The organism is Desulfosporosinus acidiphilus SJ4 (assembly GCF_000255115.2).
GTDB lineage: Bacteria > Bacillota > Desulfitobacteriia > Desulfitobacteriales > Desulfitobacteriaceae > Desulfosporosinus > Desulfosporosinus acidiphilus.
Window position 1 is genome coordinate 4,071,541 of the sequence record NC_018068.1, and the last position, 17,914, is coordinate 4,089,454.

15 protein-coding genes and 1 pseudogene are annotated in these 17,914 nt (G+C 41.1%); 10 read left to right on the forward strand and 6 right to left on the reverse strand.

Going from position 1 to position 17,914, the window contains the following annotated elements; all coding sequences use genetic code 11:
* Positions 1–267: 267 nt before the first annotated feature.
* The 3 genes from DESACI_RS18690 to DESACI_RS18700 all read right to left on the reverse strand — a co-directional run bounded on the left by DESACI_RS18690 (position 268) and on the right by DESACI_RS18700 (position 4,981).
* The gene (locus DESACI_RS18690) at positions 268–3,762 is read right to left on the reverse strand and encodes a cell wall-binding repeat-containing protein (protein WP_014828777.1); all 3,495 of its coding nucleotides are present in this window, start codon (positions 3,760–3,762) and stop codon (positions 268–270) included.
* Between the two features lie 413 nt (positions 3,763–4,175).
* Positions 4,176–4,439 carry a CopZ family metallochaperone gene (locus DESACI_RS18695; protein ID WP_014828778.1) on the reverse strand — a complete coding sequence of 88 codons (264 nt, stop codon included), beginning with the start codon at positions 4,437–4,439 and terminating at the stop codon, positions 4,176–4,178.
* A 95-nt stretch (positions 4,440–4,534) separates the two neighbouring features.
* Positions 4,535–4,981 carry a hypothetical protein gene (locus DESACI_RS18700; RefSeq protein WP_014828779.1) on the reverse strand — a complete coding sequence of 149 codons (447 nt, stop codon included), beginning with the start codon at positions 4,979–4,981 and terminating at the stop codon, positions 4,535–4,537.
* 601 nt (positions 4,982–5,582) lie between these two features.
* Between DESACI_RS18700 and DESACI_RS18705 the strand changes: the two genes are divergently transcribed.
* Positions 5,583–6,434: a multicopper oxidase family protein gene (locus DESACI_RS18705; protein ID WP_242833087.1), complete on the forward strand. Its 852-nt coding sequence runs from the start codon at positions 5,583–5,585 to the stop codon at positions 6,432–6,434.
* A 107-nt stretch (positions 6,435–6,541) separates the two neighbouring features.
* Here DESACI_RS18705 and DESACI_RS25290 read toward each other — a convergent pair whose 3' ends face one another.
* Positions 6,542–6,790: a hypothetical protein gene (locus DESACI_RS25290; RefSeq protein ID WP_242833088.1), complete on the reverse strand. Its 249-nt coding sequence runs from the start codon at positions 6,788–6,790 to the stop codon at positions 6,542–6,544.
* A gap of 315 nt (positions 6,791–7,105) precedes the next feature.
* Positions 7,106–7,513 carry a sulfate reduction electron transfer complex DsrMKJOP subunit DsrJ gene (dsrJ, locus tag DESACI_RS23815; RefSeq protein ID WP_014828781.1) on the reverse strand — a complete coding sequence of 136 codons (408 nt, stop codon included), beginning with the start codon at positions 7,511–7,513 and terminating at the stop codon, positions 7,106–7,108.
* A gap of 881 nt (positions 7,514–8,394) precedes the next feature.
* Between dsrJ and DESACI_RS18715 the strand changes: the two genes are divergently transcribed.
* Together DESACI_RS18715 and DESACI_RS18720 are read left to right on the forward strand one after the other, a co-directional pair.
* Positions 8,395–9,603: an ATP-binding protein gene (locus DESACI_RS18715; protein WP_014828782.1), complete on the forward strand. Its 1,209-nt coding sequence runs from the start codon at positions 8,395–8,397 to the stop codon at positions 9,601–9,603.
* A gap of 439 nt (positions 9,604–10,042) precedes the next feature.
* Entirely contained in the window at positions 10,043–11,494 is a 1,452-nt protein-coding gene (locus DESACI_RS18720; protein WP_014828783.1) for a metallophosphoesterase family protein, read from the forward strand.
* A gap of 85 nt (positions 11,495–11,579) precedes the next feature.
* Here the strand turns inward: DESACI_RS18720 and DESACI_RS18725 are convergent, their stop codons facing one another.
* Positions 11,580–12,173 carry an undecaprenyl-diphosphatase gene (locus tag DESACI_RS18725; protein ID WP_014828784.1) on the reverse strand — a complete coding sequence of 198 codons (594 nt, stop codon included), beginning with the start codon at positions 12,171–12,173 and terminating at the stop codon, positions 11,580–11,582.
* A gap of 176 nt (positions 12,174–12,349) precedes the next feature.
* On the opposite strand from DESACI_RS18725, the gene DESACI_RS18730 reads away from it, so the two are divergent.
* The 7 genes and pseudogenes from DESACI_RS18730 to DESACI_RS24025 all read left to right on the forward strand — a co-directional run.
* Complete coding sequence (locus DESACI_RS18730; RefSeq protein ID WP_014828785.1) at positions 12,350–13,000, forward strand: DedA family protein; 651 nt, start codon at positions 12,350–12,352, stop codon at positions 12,998–13,000.
* Between the two features lie 133 nt (positions 13,001–13,133).
* A complete protein-coding gene (locus tag DESACI_RS18735) occupies positions 13,134–13,652 on the forward strand; it encodes an RNA polymerase sigma factor (RefSeq protein WP_014828786.1) in 519 nt (172 codons plus the stop codon).
* A gap of 16 nt (positions 13,653–13,668) precedes the next feature.
* Positions 13,669–14,169, forward strand: a complete 501-nt coding sequence (locus tag DESACI_RS18740) for an anti-sigma factor family protein (protein ID WP_014828787.1) — start codon at positions 13,669–13,671, stop codon at positions 14,167–14,169.
* A complete protein-coding gene (locus DESACI_RS18745) occupies positions 14,166–15,029 on the forward strand; it encodes a hypothetical protein (RefSeq protein ID WP_014828788.1) in 864 nt (287 codons plus the stop codon). The genes DESACI_RS18740 and DESACI_RS18745 overlap by 4 nt, the downstream gene beginning before the upstream one ends.
* Before the next feature lie 15 nt (positions 15,030–15,044).
* Positions 15,045–16,322 (forward strand): DedA family protein, encoded by a 1,278-nt coding sequence (locus tag DESACI_RS18750; RefSeq protein ID WP_014828789.1) that lies wholly within the window; start codon positions 15,045–15,047, stop codon positions 16,320–16,322.
* Positions 16,323–16,513: 191 nt separating this feature from the next.
* A complete protein-coding gene (locus DESACI_RS18755; protein WP_014828790.1) occupies positions 16,514–16,966 on the forward strand; it encodes a divergent PAP2 family protein in 453 nt (150 codons plus the stop codon).
* A 614-nt stretch (positions 16,967–17,580) separates the two neighbouring features.
* Positions 17,581–17,895 (forward strand): annotated as a pseudogene (locus DESACI_RS24025) (metal-sensitive transcriptional regulator); the annotation flags it as partial.
* Positions 17,896–17,914 lie beyond the last annotated feature (19 nt).

The window sequence follows — 17,914 nt, forward strand, 5'->3', positions numbered from 1 at the left end:
TCCAAGTTATCTTTTTTGCATTGCTTACTCTTTTTCATCTACCGCGCCCCTGTAATTAATTTTGATTTGGAAGGGCGGTTTAAGGTCTTCCCTTAAGACCATAAGAAACTATCATTATCAATGTGGGGTAAATCTCTATGTTTAGTTTATAAATCAGATACGATTAACTCATGAAAAAGTTATGAATTTCTCATGAAGAAGGCCTTTAGAACTGCCCGTTACACAAAAGGGCCAGCCTTTGAAAGCTGACCCAATTCAATATCTTCCTTATGACTCTACAGTTATAATCAGCGCGTTACTATCGGTCTTACCGGGTGCTGTAGCTGTTATCGAAAGTTCGTCGTTTGCAGACAAGGTTACTCCATTGTTTAAGGATAATGTGTAAGCACCTGTGGTTCCATCAGCTGTCGCTGTGCCAATTTCGATCCCACCTCTCTTGACGCTCACCGTTGACCCAGCTTCAGCAGTTCCTGCAATGGTGGTATCTGTTACTCTGACCGTTCCGGTGATTGCTGGTGGCGTTGTTTGTGTTTGGATCAGGGATTCGGCTACTGTGACACTCACAACCTCACTCATAGCCTTGTCTGGTGCTTTGGCAATTATCGAAAGCACGTCATCTTCCGCTAGGTTTACTCCGCCGTCTAAGGTCACTGTATAGACGCCTGTTCCAGCGGCTGTAGCCGTACCGATTACCGTTTCACCTCGCATGATGCATACCTTTGCTTCTGGATCAGTCGTTCCGGAAATCATAATGTCTCCAGCCCTGACCATTCCCGTTACTGTCGGTGTTGTTGTTGGGTAAAGAGCAGCGGCTACAGTGACACTCGTTGCACTGCTCTCGACTTTACCTGGTGCTGTGGCAGTGATAGAAAGTACGTCGTTTTCGACCAGAGTTACCCCATTGTTTAACTTCAACATGTAGTCGCCCGTAGTTCCATCAGCTATCGCTGCGCCAATTTCGATACCGCTTCTCTTGACGCTCACGGTTGCCCCGGTTTCAGCAGTTCCCGAGATCATAGTTTCTCCTGCGCCCACCGTTCCCGTCACTGCCGGTGCTGTTGTCTGGACTAACGCTGCTGCTACCGTGACACTCGTTGTGTTACTCTCGGTCTTGCTGGGCGCTGTGGCTGTTATCGAAAGCGTGTCGTTTGTGGACAAGGTTACTCCATCGTTTAAGGTCACTGTGTAAGCGCCTGTGGTTCCATCGGCTGTCGCTGCGCCAATTTCGATTCCACTTCTCTTGACGTTCACAACTGCCCAAACTTCAGCCGTTCCGGTAATGGTAGTATCTCCGGCTCTAACGGTTCCAGTGATTGCCGGTGGCGTTGTTTGGGTTAGGGCTGGTACTGCAGATACTGTGACACTCGTTACGTTACTCTCGGTCTTGCCGGGCGCTGTGGCTGTTATCGAAAGCGTGTCGTTTGTGGACAAGGTTACTCCATCGTTTAAGGTCACTGTGTAAGCGCCTGTGGTTCCATCGACTGTCGCTGTGCCAATTTCGACTCCACTTCTCTTGACACTCACAACTGCCCCAACTTCAGCCGTTCCTGTAATGGTAGTATCTCCGGCTCTAACGGTTCCAGTGATTGCCGGTGGCGTTGTTTGGGTTAGGGCTGGTACTGCAGATACTGTGACACTCGTTACGTTACTCTCGGTCTTGCCAGGCGCTGTAGCTGTTATTGAAAGCGTGTCGTTTGTGGACAAAGTTACTCCATCGTTTAAGGTTACGGTGTAAGCACCTGTGGTTCCATCAGCTGTCGCTGTGCCAATTTCAGTTCCGTTTCTCTCGATGCTTACCGTTGCCCCAGCTTCAGCAGTTCCCGAAATCGTGGTGTCCCCTGCTCTGAGAGGTCCGGTGATAACGGGTTGGACTGTTTGAGGAGTATCTCTATCCCGGCCAACAGACGTTCCACTTCCCCCTGAAGTTGCAAATGGTGTAGATGGGATAGAACCTAATTCAGTAGGAGTATTCGTAGTAGTTTTACCGTTAACAGTACCACCGCCACTTACATTAATAGTCCCTCCGTTAGAAACTAAATTTGTGATTTCTGCACCACTTTTCACGACAATGCTCGATGTTCCCTTTGTCTCTAATTTTCCAACTTTGCCTGAGAGCACGGTGATAGACGAGTTATCACTAATTGATACACTTGGGAACTGACCTGCTAACTGAATTGAATCGGGAGTCATTGCTCCAGCCACTCTAACAGTAGGAATAACTGCGTCGGTTGCTGCAATAAGTTTTACACTCCCGCTAAGATCAACATCGTTTGAAAATGTTCCTTGAAGTTGTACGTTAATTTGTTCGGCTAAGCGTGACTGTGCAGATAATAAACCTACGTTCGACCCACTCTCTGATTCAACGATGGCATCGGATTGAACTAAGGTCGATCCGATAGTCGTTCCAGTTTCAGCCACGACATGGGCGTCGGAGGAACTTGATACAACTAGGTTATCTGATTGAGTTCCCTTTAAGTAAATACTGTGGTCTGCGCCCGATAAGATGACAATTCTATCTGCTTGCACACCCTCTAGAGTCGCCGTGCCGCCCTTGCCCGGATCGACAAAAACCGTCCCCTTGACATGGACATTTTGCAATGTTTCGTTATCTGCATCGACAAGAATGTTTCCGTTTACTGCTTCATCTTTATAGGTTGCATCGGGAGTAGTCAATTCAACGGCCCCGTTGAGAATGACCGACTGATCGGGCTGAGCATATCCTAAACTTTGAACAGGCGAGTCCGACATTACAGATGTTCCTCCAAGAATTCCAGGATTCTTTAGAACTATGTCTGTCTGGATAAACCCTTTAGTACCGTCTGGAACGGCTTCTTTATTTGCCAGCACAATCGCACCGCCCAATTTAGCCGCCATAGGAGCACCTGTCAGCGAGTCTATGAGGCTTGTATCACTCCCATTAGCGAAGAACATGGTACCGCCGACTATAAGGTTTTCGAATTGTTTCAACACTTCTGTGTTTGTCTCAAATCGATCATTCCCACCGAGCCTCATGGCATTAGGAAGGGCATCCTTTACTGAGTCAGATACAACTGCCGTACCACCTATGACATAAGTCTTGGTTATTCCTGATGACTTAATGAAATCAGACACAACTGTCGGAACAGAATCTTTGTCAACCAATAGAATCGGGATACCTTTGGCTGCCGCGATTGGAGCAATTGAAATGGCATCGGCATTGGAATAAGAGTTTGTAACGACCATTTCTTGATAGGGTTTGATTTTTTGGATTTCCTTGGCGATATTTACGGCCGTTTCATAGCGATCGTTTCCACCCAGTCGAATGGATTGAATACCCGCTGCGGATAGGGAACTTTCCACTTTCGTCGAGATGACTGCTGTACCGCTAACCATATAAACCTTTGTTACTCCCAGTTTTTTCAATTCTGTCATTGTGGCAGAAGGGACAGAGTTTTGATCGGTAAGTAGGATTGGTCCATCAACAGCTTTAGCTAGACTTGACGAGGCGAGAGCGTCCACCATGTTCCTGTCTCCAGATGGCGCTAACACGGCTGTGCTTGCTGACTGCCAACCATAATCTGCAATCTCAACTGCTGTGTCATACCTGTCAAACCCTCCAAGACGTGTAAGAGTATTTACTAAGCTTTGGGTTGTCAGTACATTGTATGTAGGTTTTGCATTCCCCTCGCTTGCCATAACTACTGAAGGTGTTAATCCCGAAGCTACTGTGAGTGCAGTAATTGCTAGCGAAGCAACAAACCTATTAGAATAAAATCTTGACACCTAATTCCCTCCTCTTTTCTATATCTAGAGTTTTTCTCTAAATACCCCTCTTCACAAGCTAATATCTTACATTACATCTCAGATGATATTAGATTAATGCGACTTAGCTATGAATTTCTTATGAATTTCTTATGAATAAAGAAAATAATCTTTATCGTAATTGTTTGATCAAGGAAATAATTCAAAGATATTTCTTAATCCAAGAAGATGTCCATGTCTAATTTAAGAGAATGCTAAAGAATCGTTCTGCAAAAAGTGCTGAGGACTATCCTCAGCACTTTAGTTGATCATTTAAATTTATTCCCCCTTAATTTATCAACCAAAACTACAATTAACCTGCAATTAACCCTAGTTAGTTGCACAATGTCTGGATCCCCTCAATTCAGCAACGCTCTCTGAAAAATACTTTCTTGCTAATTATTGATGACCTTGTAACCAGCCTCATGAACGGACTTTGCCAGCAATGAGCTGTCTGCGTTTCCAATCACCACCGCTTGTTTGTGAGCTAAATCCACTTCTGCTTGAGTAACTCCAGGAACTTTCAATAACGCCTTCTCAACAGAACTCTTGCAGTGGCCACAAGTCATTCCCTCAATCTTTAATACAATCCCATCTTGAGGATTTAAGGTCTTTCCCTCAGAGTGGCTTTTATTCGAATGTCCACAACAACCAAACATATAATCCCTCCCTTTTATACTTGAATATGATCTTTAGGACTTTGACTTAACTAAGGCAATGACAAATCCCATCTAAGATTCACCTATTTCCAATGTTAGAAATTCATCATGTTGCTACCTATATTTACTGACCCACTTCCGTTCATCGTCGAGCTTCCAAAATTAGAATTCCCACTTCCGTTGGTCATCATGTTCCCTCCGGAATTGCTCATGAATTGATTCATCTTATCAATATTTTCTTGCCCAATTTGAGCCTTAACATTCGGATCTGAATTCATAAGATCTTGCATCGCCTTAACATCTCCCGTTTGCATTGCCTTTTGCATCCCCGCTGAATTATGGAGATTTTGCATGGCCGTTGAATTCATTAAAGCTTGATGTTGTCCTGGCGTAAAGGTTTGCTGCATGAATCCTTGCATTTGACCAACCCATCCACTGCCTTGTTGCTGAGTCGTTCCAGCTAGAGCTGGTAAAGCCATAAGCCCTACGGCTAACGTTGCGGTTCCGACGATTGCTGTAATTTTTTTACTAATTTTTTTCATTGTTTAATCCCCCTAATTTAATTTTTTATTTTTTTGCTTTGCTTCTTTTGATTTTGCTGATTTTCTATGTCCTTAGTCTATCTCTGCGATACGATCTTCTCATGAAAAAGTTGTGAATTTCTCATGAATAAAGGACCCAATTAAAAAATTAGTCGGCTCGCTTCAAAGGTGCAAACTACTAAGGGGACATTGTAGTATTCACTTTGGAAAACAACGGATTCGGGCAAAAGGTGTAAGCCCTACATGTTCTAAACATGATTCACCCCATATGAAGTCCCCGTTCTGAGCATCCAGAGCTCAGATTCAGCACTTCAATTACAATGTCTTATAATTTCAGGAGAGGATAATTTAAGAATACAAAACCCTGCAATTGACATCTGAATAAAATCCTCCTTTCTTTCTGTCACTTGCAAGGAACAATCTCAAATCTCTAGCATTCACCTTAGATATACTCCACAAGTATAAAATTCCATGAATGAGGACCAAATTGGTGATCACTTCACGTTAACCTATTCTCATCTGCAAGCATATACTTTCCAAAATGCAAAGGATGTGAAGCGAAATGGTGATCTCGCCAGATCTACCAAGCATACCCTTTATCATGAAAAACGGAGTAAAATACTTTGAACTAATCGCCCAACCCGTACAACGGGAGATTCTTCCAGGGCTCTACATCAACGCTTGGGGATATAATGGTAGTACTCCTGGACCAACCATCCATGTTCATACAGGAGACTATGTCAATATTCGTGTCTACAACAGGCTTCCCGAATCCACTAGCGTGCATTGGCATGGTTTAGATGTTCCAAACGTCATGGATGGCGCCCCTGGTATGACAAGTAGCCCTGAGATTGGACCCGGAAACTATTTCGATTATCAATTCCAGGTTACTAACCCTCCCGGTACTCACATGTATCACGCTCATATGGATGCGATGCGTCAAGAAATGATGGGTCTTCAAGGCGGGCTGATTATTTTAGAACCAAACGAACTAGGCAGGATTCATCGTGATTACTTCCTAATGTTTCAAGAGTTCCATGTCGACAAACAGCCCATGCGTGGATACACACCCGGCGTCTATGATCTCGATCCCCACAATATGGACTACAATTTTTTCACAATTAATGGGCGATGTTTTCCAAACACCAAGCCACTAGAAGTCTGTACAGGTGAGAATGTTCGCATTCGTTTGAGTAATGCCATGGAAACCGCCCACCCCATCCATCTCCACGGCCATCAATTCTATGTCACCGCTTCTGATGGAAACACAATTTCTCCCGGTCAACGACTATTGAAAAACAATATACTAGTCGCTTCAGGGGATACTTGGGATATTGAGTTCTTAGCCAACAACCCCGGTCAATGGCCTTTACACTGCCACATACCGCACCATATGACCAACAACATGTCCAAATCGGGAGGAGGGATGATGACAACCGTTCTTTATAGGTAATAATAACAAATGAAATGTTCGATACTTAAGAACAGCAAAAAATAAAAGGGGCAGTGACTCTCTAAGGAGCCTCTGCCCTTGTCTTGTTTCTGCTGGCAGTCTTTCTTTTACTTCACTTCAACTGTATTTAGTATCGGACCGTGCCAGTTTTCAAACCACACTTGGCCTGTATATCCATTAACGTCAAGTTCTGCATAATCTTTGCCATCTTTTTGAACCATATATTCATAGTACCCAAGGGCTAGTTCCGGTTGTCCAATCCAATATCCTTGACCCATTTCTGTAACGAACTCTTGAGCGCTCTTTGTGGCCTGATCCTCACTGACCGTGGCAGCTCCAGTGTTGCCCCAATTCATAGCTCCGCATTTGGTATTTCACATAATATTCGGACCCATTTCAGCGATAATTTGTCCTCCATTCTTAAATCATGACCTCATAGGCTTTGGCCCCTGTCTTAGCATCCTTGAACTCTGCTTCATACCCATTGGAAAACAACATCCTGGTTAAGTTTTTGCGTATAAGCTTTGGCAATAGCTACGGCCTGATCCGATGTCGCGACTTCACCGTTTGTAAGGTTAACACCCAGATTTGGGCGTTATAAATTCTGATCACTACAATGAAAGACAAAAAAATGACTGGGCTGCCTCTAATTCGTCAGCCCAGTCTAATTATTATGTAGCGCCCTTCGGCAAAATATGGCAAATCCAACAGTTAGGATTTACGGCTGTATGATCATGGCACGAAACACAGAATTGATCAGACGTTTTTAAGGCCGGATTATAATGACAGTTCAAGCACGTTTGAAGACTATTTTCGAATGACTTCCCTTGACTATTAATATAAACCGTTTTACCCTTGCGCACGGCTTCATCTCTCCATTGGTTCAACAGAATCATATGATTTGCCAACATCCAATTCGCAGGCTCGACACACTGCTTAACCGCTAATTTCTGGATAGCTGGAGTATTCAGATTTATGACAGGTCCTGTGCCTGATTTCCTTATATTATAGAGGAACGGTAAGCTAATTAAGACAACAAAGCCAACAAGCGACGCAATTATTTTCCACCATTTGTGAATTTCCTTTGCCCTCCTTTTTCGGTGTTTAGGATCACACTTTAAGCGATGCCTCTCTTTCGACACCCAAATTGGAAATTTGTGGTCACGTTTCTAAGATACTACCCTACGTATTATCTCTAACTATGAGTCTTATTATGTTGAATAAGTTCTCTAGGTACGATGGCTGAAAAAAAAGTTCTCACCCCTGTGCAGATACACACCCGGCGTCAATGGTCTTGATCTCTACAATATGGGCTAAAACTCTTACAATTAATCGTGCTGTTTTCTTTACACTACGCCAGTAGTGGTTTACTCTGGTTAAATGTTCACGTTCGTATGAGTAAGGCCATGGAAGCCAAATATCAGTCGTTTCTGGGGGAAAAACCTAGGATATTGAGTTAAAGAATAACGTAATCGCAACACAACACTGTGGGCAACAATAAATTAAAGGACTCTGACATTGATCTAAGGGGTTCAGTTCTGGAGTGGAAATTTAGTTTTAGCACTAGTTTTAGCAGAAAATCAGCATTAAATTAGCACAAACTAAAAGGCTAAATCCCTTGCAATTAGCGAGTTGCAGTTTAAAATAGCAGATTTTTAACATCGATTCAGCAGAGAATTAGCAGTGGAATTATTTATTTCTAGAAAGTATTTTTGCTAAAATTTTGCGATTCACAGTGCTAAAAATCTACTCTTTCTATGCTGAAATATTGCTAAAATCTACCTATTCATGTTTTCGCTTTCAAAGGACTCGGAGATGCTGGAAGTTTGTAAAAATAGGACATTATTTGTCTAAAGAGAAAAAACTATATCAATAGTCAAACTTTTTTCTGTATGTAGAAAAAAGTTTGACTATTGTAAGTATTTGGTATATACTCAGGTTATGAAACGAGGTGTTTAACGTGATTCAACGCCAAGAGTATCTAAATCAGCTTATCTCCGGACGCGAGAAGCAAATAATCAAGGTGGTAACCGGCGTTCGGCGCTGCGGAAAATCCACTCTATTTACCTTGTATATTGACTATCTAAAATCTACAGGCGTTTCCGAAGAGCAGATTGTTTCGATTAATCTTGAAGACGTCGAACATGAAGAACTATTGAATTACAAAGCGTTATACGACTACGTGAAGGAGCGTCTGTGCAAGGATAAAAATACTTATGTTTTTATTGATGAGGTGCAAAACTGTAAATCCTTTGAGAAGGCTGTAAACAGCCTTTTCATTAAACCAAATGTGGATGTCTATATTACCGGATCAAACGCTTACATGCTTTCAGGTGAGCTAGCGACGCTGCTTTCTGGACGCTACGTTACTATTGATATGCTTCCCTTGTCTTTTAAAGAGTATTGTGAATCCACTAGTAGTGCTGGAAAAACTATACGGGAAAACTTTAACGATTATCTACGATTCGGCTCTTTCCCTTATGTTGCCATAATAGAACGCAGTGATAAGGTCGTTATACCGTATTTAGACGGTATCTACAGCACGATTTTGTTAAAGGATGTCGCTAAACGAGAAGGTATAACCGATGTTTCTCTTTTGGAAAACATAATAAAATTTGTCGCTGCAAGCGTCGGAAGCCCTATCTCTACTAAAAAAATCAGTGATACTATTAACTCAAGTGGACGGAAGATTTCGGTCAACACTGTAGAACATTACCTGCGTGCCCTGACGGACAGCTATATTTTCTATAAAGTTGAGCGTTACGACATCAAGGGCAAGCAGCATCTGAAAACACTGGGCAAATACTATCTTGTAGACTCCGGTATCCGTAACTTGTTACTTTCGACTTCATCATCCGACCTTGGTCACATGATTGAAAACGTGGTATACCTAGAGCTACTCAGGCGCGGGTCCAAGGTCAATATCGGCAAACTTTACGAAAAAGAGGTTGACTTTGTTGCCAGCGACATGAATGGAAGAACCTACTACCAGGTAGCTGCCACGGTACTCGATGAAAGCACTTTGAATCGCGAACTGGAACCTTTGGAGAAAATTGCGGACAATTATCCAAAGATTCTCTTGACGCTTGACGATATTGGTCCCGGAAGAAATTTTGCAGGTATCCGCCATCTCAATCTACTTGACTGGCTCCAGAAAGGGGAGCCATAAAAAACAAACAGGTTAAAAGATAAAAAAATAGCCAGGAAACATGAAATCTGGCTATTTTTGTGTTAAAATCGTGCGAATTACTATGCTAGAAATCTGCTAAATTTCTGCGATTCTTAATGCGATTTTTGATTTTCCACTCCAAAACTGAGCCCCTTAGACATTGATCTAAGGGGTTCAGTTCTGGAGTGGAAAACTCAAAATAGCATAGGTTTAGCGCAGAATGAGCAGTTATGCTGGGCTAGCACGGTGAATAGTAAACGCTTAACGCCTGCCCAACGTCTTTGAGTTACAGAGAAACATTTTAATATTATTTAAAGATATTAATCTATATTTGCTGAATGAAAAACGTTATGTTTTCAAGGGGTAATTCCCATTTCAGGGTAATTGTTAAACAAAATGGTTATAATTACCTAAATGCAAAACCGTGGAAGGTGGATAAATGCGAAAGAAATGGTTGGTCCTAATATTGCTTGTAATAGGGTTAGGGGTTACAAGTGCCTTTATCTTACATAGCTACAAGAATTTCAAGGTACAGCAGGGTTTCGTACCCTTACCGTTGTCCTTCGATCCCTATACGTCTGTTTCCACTTATGACTGGAATGGTAATATGGTTAGCATCGAGGGAGGGTTTGTAAAAGGGAAAATCGCAGATAACTCTAACCAAGAAAGTTTACTGCTTCGATCTCTTTCGCCAACCCCAGTCGTTTCATTTAAGAGTGGAATAAAAAAGTCATATGGCATCAGATTAGAAAACGTGAACCCTGCTATGATAAAGACCCGTGACCAAATCGGAAACCTTAAGGCTATTGACCCGCACACGATTTCATTTACGGTAGACCTTCAGGCGAACCAGCTCAAAACCATTAAATTTGAACTTAGTGCTCAAGAGAATCCTGAAGTGATCATGCTAGGGGATAATAGAAACGGCTATGGTACGTTTTCTAACATTATCGACCAAGTAAACGCTATTAAACCTGCCTTTGTTGTAGACAACGGCGATCTCGTCTACGGAGGAGAACCGAATAGGTATAGGCTTTTTTACGAAACTGTTTCCAAGCTTCAAGTTCCACTCTATACAACGTTAGGAAATCACGACATCCGTGAGAACGGTCTGCCAATATATACAGAGCTTTTTGGCCCTGCTTACTATTCCTTTGACTATTTGAAGAATCACTTTATCTTTTTGGACAGTTCAAGAGGGTGGACAGAAAAAACGGCTATCTCTCCTGAACAATATCGTTGGCTTGAAGCAGACCTTCAAAATGCGCAGGATAAACGCATTTTCGTTGTTTCCCACATTCCTCCCACTGATCCCCGAGCCAATGTTACGCCGAATACCTATCCAGAGTCACAAAAAACTGGCGTATTGCAAAAATTGATGAACAAATTAAGTGGTACAAGTGATATAGACCATGCATTCAACGACAAAGCCGAAGCCAAAAAGTTTGAAGACTTGATGACTAAGTATAAGGTTGATACTGTTTTCTTGTCGCACATTCATAGCTTTTTCAGCTTTGTAAGAGGAAACGTTAGGTACATTATTACTGGAGGAGCCGGAGCTGAACTTCTAAGTGAAGGCAGCGAATACCATTATATTCGTGTTCATATAACAGATGATGAGAATTATTTAGAGATCGTTGAATTGCCGTCTCCGCCTAATCAAATAATCGATCGATATTGGGCTGCGGCACAGTTATTCCTTAGTTCAACCTATAAAGAATATTCTTCGCTTGTCTTAGCTATTGGCCTATTTCTAGTATTGATCTTAGGCTGGATACTTTGGGTATTGCGCCTTAAATGGTGGCCGTTCCTTAAAAAATTAGGTCGCTGGATTTATGAAGTAGCAAAACTTTCTATTCTAAAGTACAAAGAAATTGTCCGCAATAAATAAGTAATAGTTCAACTTAATGAGAGAAAGACCCCTGATAATTCGGTGAATTAGTCAGGGGTCTTTCTGGATGCCGTGTTAGCATGTGTTATTCTGACGCTTTAACATAGTTTCCATAATGGAAAATCCTTAGTCCAAGGTTTGTTATTGGTTTTAAATAGTAATTCATAAGCCACATGATCTTAGCGCTCACAATACCAATCACAACACTCGCAAGGACATCGGTGGGCCAATGCACTCCTGTATAAACTCGTGCAATAGGAACAATAATTGCTAAGATCGTAAAAGTCCATCTTACCCATGTGGATGCTTCTCTCCATGATCCAGCAGCAAAGCCGAAACTCCCTGAAGTATGATCACTAGGAAATGAAGTATCTAGGGAGTGGGGAATTAGTTGGGTAAAGGTTCCTTTTTGTAGTATTACAAAGGGGCGAGGTCGAAAGAAAAACTGACCGATAATCACATTAATGACCAAAGCTAATACACCGGAAAAACCTGCAACAACTAGGGCGTGACGCTTATTTGAATCTGACTTGGGCAAAGTAAACCATGCAAGTAAAAATAACACTGCATAAAGCTCTAAAGCATATTGGGCAAAGAAAGCCATCAGTTTATCCAACACTGGATGATGGCCTGCCCACTGATTGATTAAATGGTAGCCAAAAAGATCAAATGAATTCATTGGGTTATTTTCCTCCTGTCATTATCGTGATAAAAACTGTCTACATTGATAGGACGAGGGAATGCCAAAAAAGTTCACGCCCATAAAAAATCGTTATTTATTCCATGAACTTTTTCCTTAGAAAGTCGTCTTTATAATTAGAGAGTTTAATCATAAGGGTTTTAAGGAGGAATATCATGGATTTCATCAAAGTGTTGGTCGATCTCTTTTTACACTTAGACAAGAATTTAGGTGCGGTCATTCAAAGTTATGGCCTGTGGACATATTTGATACTCTTCGCCCTAGTTTTTCTTGAAACTGGGTTGGTTGTTACACCATTTCTCCCTGGAGATTCGTTACTATTTGTTGCGGGTGCCTTTGCTGCCAGTGGTTCCTTTAATCTTGTCTTACTTTTTATAATTCTTGGCTCCGCAGCAATCTTGGGAGATACCGTAAATTATCAAATTGGTCATTGGGTTGGTCCTAAGGCGTTTAGCCAAAGCAATACTCGCCTCTTTAAGAAGGAAAATTTAGAACGAACTCAACAGTTCTATCATAAACATGGGGGTAAAACCATAATCATCGCGAGGTTTATCCCGGTAATCCGTACATTTGCGCCTTTTGTTGCCGGTATAGGAAAGATGAAGTATTTGCGTTTTCTCTCATATAACTTGATTGGCGGAATAGGATGGGTTGCTATTATTCTCATGTGTGGCTATCTGTTCGGTAACCTACCCGTGGTTAGAAACAATTTTAGTTTTGTTATTCTAGCCATTATTTTAATCTCGATTCTACCGGCTATCATCAGTTTTCTTCAAGAAAAGAGAGCTCTGCTATTAAAGCAGTAGAGAGTGGAAAATTTATACAACATGGATTCTTTGCAAGGTCTCGTACTGTATATGAATCTCTAAATACAGCTTAGCAAAAAAAATGGTAAACTTCTAATAAGTTATTTTTGAAGATAGGAGAGAAAAAAATGCTGTGGCGGGACTCGACATTTTACTGATTGAGCAGGTTCTGGCTAGTAATCCAGAAGCTTTTAACCGACTTGTCATGAACTACAGTGCTTACGTGTACCGTACCGCATTTGCTTTTCTCCATGATAAGTCGGAGGCGGAGGATGCATCTCAAGAAATCTTTTTAAAGGTATACCGATCAATCCATCATTTAAAGGATGCCCATACGTTTCCGGTTTGGTTTAAGAAAGTTATAACGTCTGTTTGCCTGGATCGAATCAAAACCAAAAAATTAGATACTGTACCTGATTCTCAGATTGAATCGATTATGCCGCCCTCATGTAACCACTGGGATCGTGACATTGATCTTCGGGAAGCTCTCCGTAAGTTAAGTCCGGTAGAACGCGAACTCATCCTTCTGGTCGATTGGCAAGGCTATAACTACCAAGAAATTGCCACTATCCTAAAAATTCCGCTTGGAACCGTTAAATCACGAATCCATACTGCAAGAATACATCTGAAAAGAATCGTGTCTGAGGAGTAAAGAAGGAGGGGCTACCATGGAATGCCTGCAATGTATGGAAAGGATATCAGAATACTTGGACAGGGAGCTTTCAACGAGCGAATACCAAGATATGCAAGCACATTTAGATGAGTGCACGGATTGCCGAAACACAATGAATGAGCTGACTCTTTTACGTGAAGCGACAAAACTGAGTATTGAAAGTATTCCCGTTCCGCTGGATTTAACAGATAAGATAATCATGAGTATTCTAGCAGAAAAGCATAGAACTGCTAAAAATCAATGGTTTACAAGTATCCTTTTAATTCTTCTTGCAAGTCCGCTTCTAATAGTTCTTACACATACTTTTTTCAGTGTTTTTTATCTAATTTACGCCACTGGTACCGTATTCTGGCGATCTTTAATGACCTTGCTTACCGTTGTATCCCCTTGGCTCATGCTTTCTTTAGGAATTCTCTCAGTGATCGGAATAACTATGGGTACGCTCGTCATAAAAAATTTAATCAGCGACTTTGAATTCAACGAGGTGTTCCAATGAAGACTAAATATAGATTCAGTATCGTTTTAATCATCGCTTTGCTTCTTCTCTTTCCCGGTAATGTGCTGGCTGATGAAATATCGTCACAATTTGGTGGTAGTACCCCGTTAATGGTTCCGGCTGGACATACTGTTGAATCAGTTTTCGCTCTAAGTACAGACGCCCATATAGCTGGGTCCGTCAAAGATATCGTTTTAGTCATCAATGGGGATGTCTATCTCGAACCTACGGCTCAGACTGATCTGGTGATCGACTTAGGAGGACAGGTTATTAACCCTTCCAATGTTATTGTGAAAACTGGTATCGTTCGACTCAACTTTAACACAAAGTTTATGAATGAGTTATTTATAGGCTTAGCTATGATTTTAGGACTTTGGTTCGCCCGATTGATAATCAGCATTTTAGGTATCGTTCTTCTTACCGGACTAGGATTTTTATTCCGAAACCGTTTAAAACAAGGGGAAAACCTATTAACAGTCTCACCTTTAAGACTGTTGAGTATCGGAATAGCTGCATCCCTTATTATTCTCGGGCTAATCATTACTCTTTCTTTGACGGTCATTGGCATTCCGTTTGCTATTTTAGTTTTAATAATTGCAACAGGAGCCACCCTATTGGGAATACTACCCGTACTAGACTATATCGGAAAAGATATCTTTTCAGCACAATTACTAGAATATCCCGCTTTAAGTCAGTGGTTTATATTCGCTCTACTCCTTGTTTCGGTTTTGAATCTTCCTCTAGTGGGTATTATTATTCTTCTTGGAATCGTTTTTATGGGTTTAGGAGTTGCGACGGTAACCTGTTGGGTCTATCTCAAAGAACGTAGTCACCGAAAACAAACCCGAAATAAAACCTAAAATAAAGGAGCGATTATGAGTTCTGCAATTCTCATGTCTTATGTTGCGCACTACGGATATCTAGGTCTTTATTTCATTTTGGGAATTTCGATTTTAGGAATACCGATTCCCGATGAAACGTTAATGGTATTTATTGGTTTTTTGACCTATGAAGGAAAACTAAATCCTATTTTAGCCGTGTTATCTGCGGCAAGTGGAAGTATTACTGGGATTACAATTGCCTATTTTCTGGGAAGATTGTTCCAGCAAAAAGTTATGCATCACCTCAAAAAACACGCCGGGAGCCAGCGCTTAGAAAAAGCATTCGATTGGTATCATCGACACGGTGGCAAGCTCTTAACCATTGGTTATTTTATCCCGGGAGTTCGCCATTTGTCGGGTTATATCGCTGGATTAACCCGTTTAAGTTACAAGAGTTTTGCATTCTTTGCTTATCTTGGAGCTGTTATATGGGTGTCAGTATGGGTTACGGTTGGAAGATTACTAGGGAGTCGTTGGGAAACTCTTCTCCCCATCATTCACCGCTATGCTCTTCTTTTAGGAGTTATAGCTGCTGTATTAGTCCTTGCTTTCTATCTTTTATACAATAATCATGAGAGGATGGGAAATTGGTTATATACCCAGATGCAACGATTACCTGAACGTTATTTGTCGCTTGGCAAACGGCGCCTCATCGTCACGATCGGTGGTCTTATCTTCTTAATCCTATTTATAGTCTTTATGGGGTTAATACAAGATTTTGTGGCTTATGAGGTGGGTCCGTCTGATAACCTTGTGGTGAATTGGTTAGCCGGTTCTTCACCTTATTTTCTAGTCTCTGTGATGCAAATGATCAATGCTCTTGGGACGCACCTCTTTATCGTAGGAGTTTTTATCATTGCAGGAGGGCTACTTCGGTTCACGACCAAACAATGGACCCATGTATTTCCTTTAGCACTGGCTTGGTTGGGGGGGACAATTATAGACTCTTTGTTTCGACTTATTTTTAGAGGTTATAGTATCAGTATTTTTGAAAATCTCACTCCCTTTCAAGCACCAAGCCAAGGATTTCTCATTGCAGCACTATCTTTTTATGCGGTGCTTGGTTACATCATAGGGAAAAATAAGAGTAAAAAGAGTCAGCTTTTAATAGGCATCGCTGAGTTTTTCCTTTTAATTCTCTTGGCCCTTAGCCCAATTTATCTGCGCCTTCATCCCCCGAGCACCATGGTCATGAGTCTAACTGTAAGCGGACTTTTGACGTTAGTATGTCTTTTCCTATACGAATTTCGTTTTTCTTATAAGATGAAGTAGCTATATTTAGCAAAAACAATACTTCAGACCTTCTTGCAGGATAATAGAAGAAGGGATCGACGAATCTGTAGAGACTATTTTAGATCGAACTGTGAAACGTCAAAGATTTTTATGCTTATCTCATACCTATCAAGGCTTAGCGCTCAAGTGAACTCACTTAATTATTTATTTTCAGATGGGAGAATTAGAGCTTGTTGCACAGCAATGTTTTACTATTTTCCGCTTTGTTTTCAGCGATATTCGCTCAAATCATAAAAGTACCAATAAATTATTGGCGTAATAGAATTTGGGATTGGAAGGCAGTTTTTCAACCCAGAGGAATGCCTAGTTCACACACCGCCCTTATGGTAGGTTTAACTACTGGTTGTTTATTCGAATATGGTTGGGGTGATCCATATTTTGCAATTAGTTTTTCAATAACGCTAATTGTAATGTATGATACCGCAGGTGTTCGTAGACAATCTGGTCAACATGCGATTGTTTTAAATAAACTTACCTCGACGTTACAAAATAGTCGTGGGAACATAGGGAATAAGCTAAAAACAAGTGATATTCCGCTAAAAGAGGTTCTTGATCATAACCCATCAGAAGTAGTAGGTGGAATTTTCATAGGAATAATTACTGCTATTATGTTGGCTATGTGAAGAAAATTCAGTGTTTTCGCCGAAGGAGGCTTATTTGTGGAAAACACAAATAAGCCTCCTTTTTATGTCAACTTAACTTTTGTATCTGGTATTCAACTCGCCAGAATTAACTTGTGTTTATATTTCGCTGAAAGTGAGATCATTTTGACTTGAAAGCTAGGATAAACGCAAAGAACAATTGAGAAAAATTGTAATGATTCAGTGATCTCTAGGTGACTTTTCACTTTGAATGAAAACTCTAACGGATTCTTCTAAACTTAGGTATTTAGGTATCCTCATAGGAAGTCTTGACGTTTGCACCTTATCCTAACTTCCGCTTTTCTTATACTAATGACCAACTAGAAGTTAATTTCCAAGTTAATTGTTAATGCTTCATGGATAATCGAAAATATTTTCATTTGAGAATAATTAGATGATTTATACAAAAAATAAAGTTTAAAGTATGTTTTATTATGAGGCAAAGTAATAAAACAATCATCATAATTGTATGTATTCTTACAGTGTTTGTTTTAATTGGTTGTAATACCCAACAACCAAATGCGTCAGCCCCTTCACAAACACCTGCTCCAGCAACAACAGGTACTACTGCTGGAACCACAGCGGGAACTCCATCGTGCGCTGTCTGCCAACATCAAGGAGGAAACCCGGAAAACCGAACGAGCCCACATGATGATAAAACGATTAAAGCACTAGTGACCCGAATGAACAAAATTGAAGGACAAATTCGGGGGATCAAGGGAATGATCGAGCGTCACGCTTATTGTGACGATGTTCTTAACCAGATCTCTTCCGCACAATCGGCTCTAGACGGCGTATCACGTCTACTTTTGGAAAAACATATGAAATCCTGCATCAAAGAACAACTTGAGACAGGGGACGAGCAGGTGATCGACGAGGTACTTCAAACTATTTTTCGAATGATTCGATAAAACCTCTCGATTTAGGAGG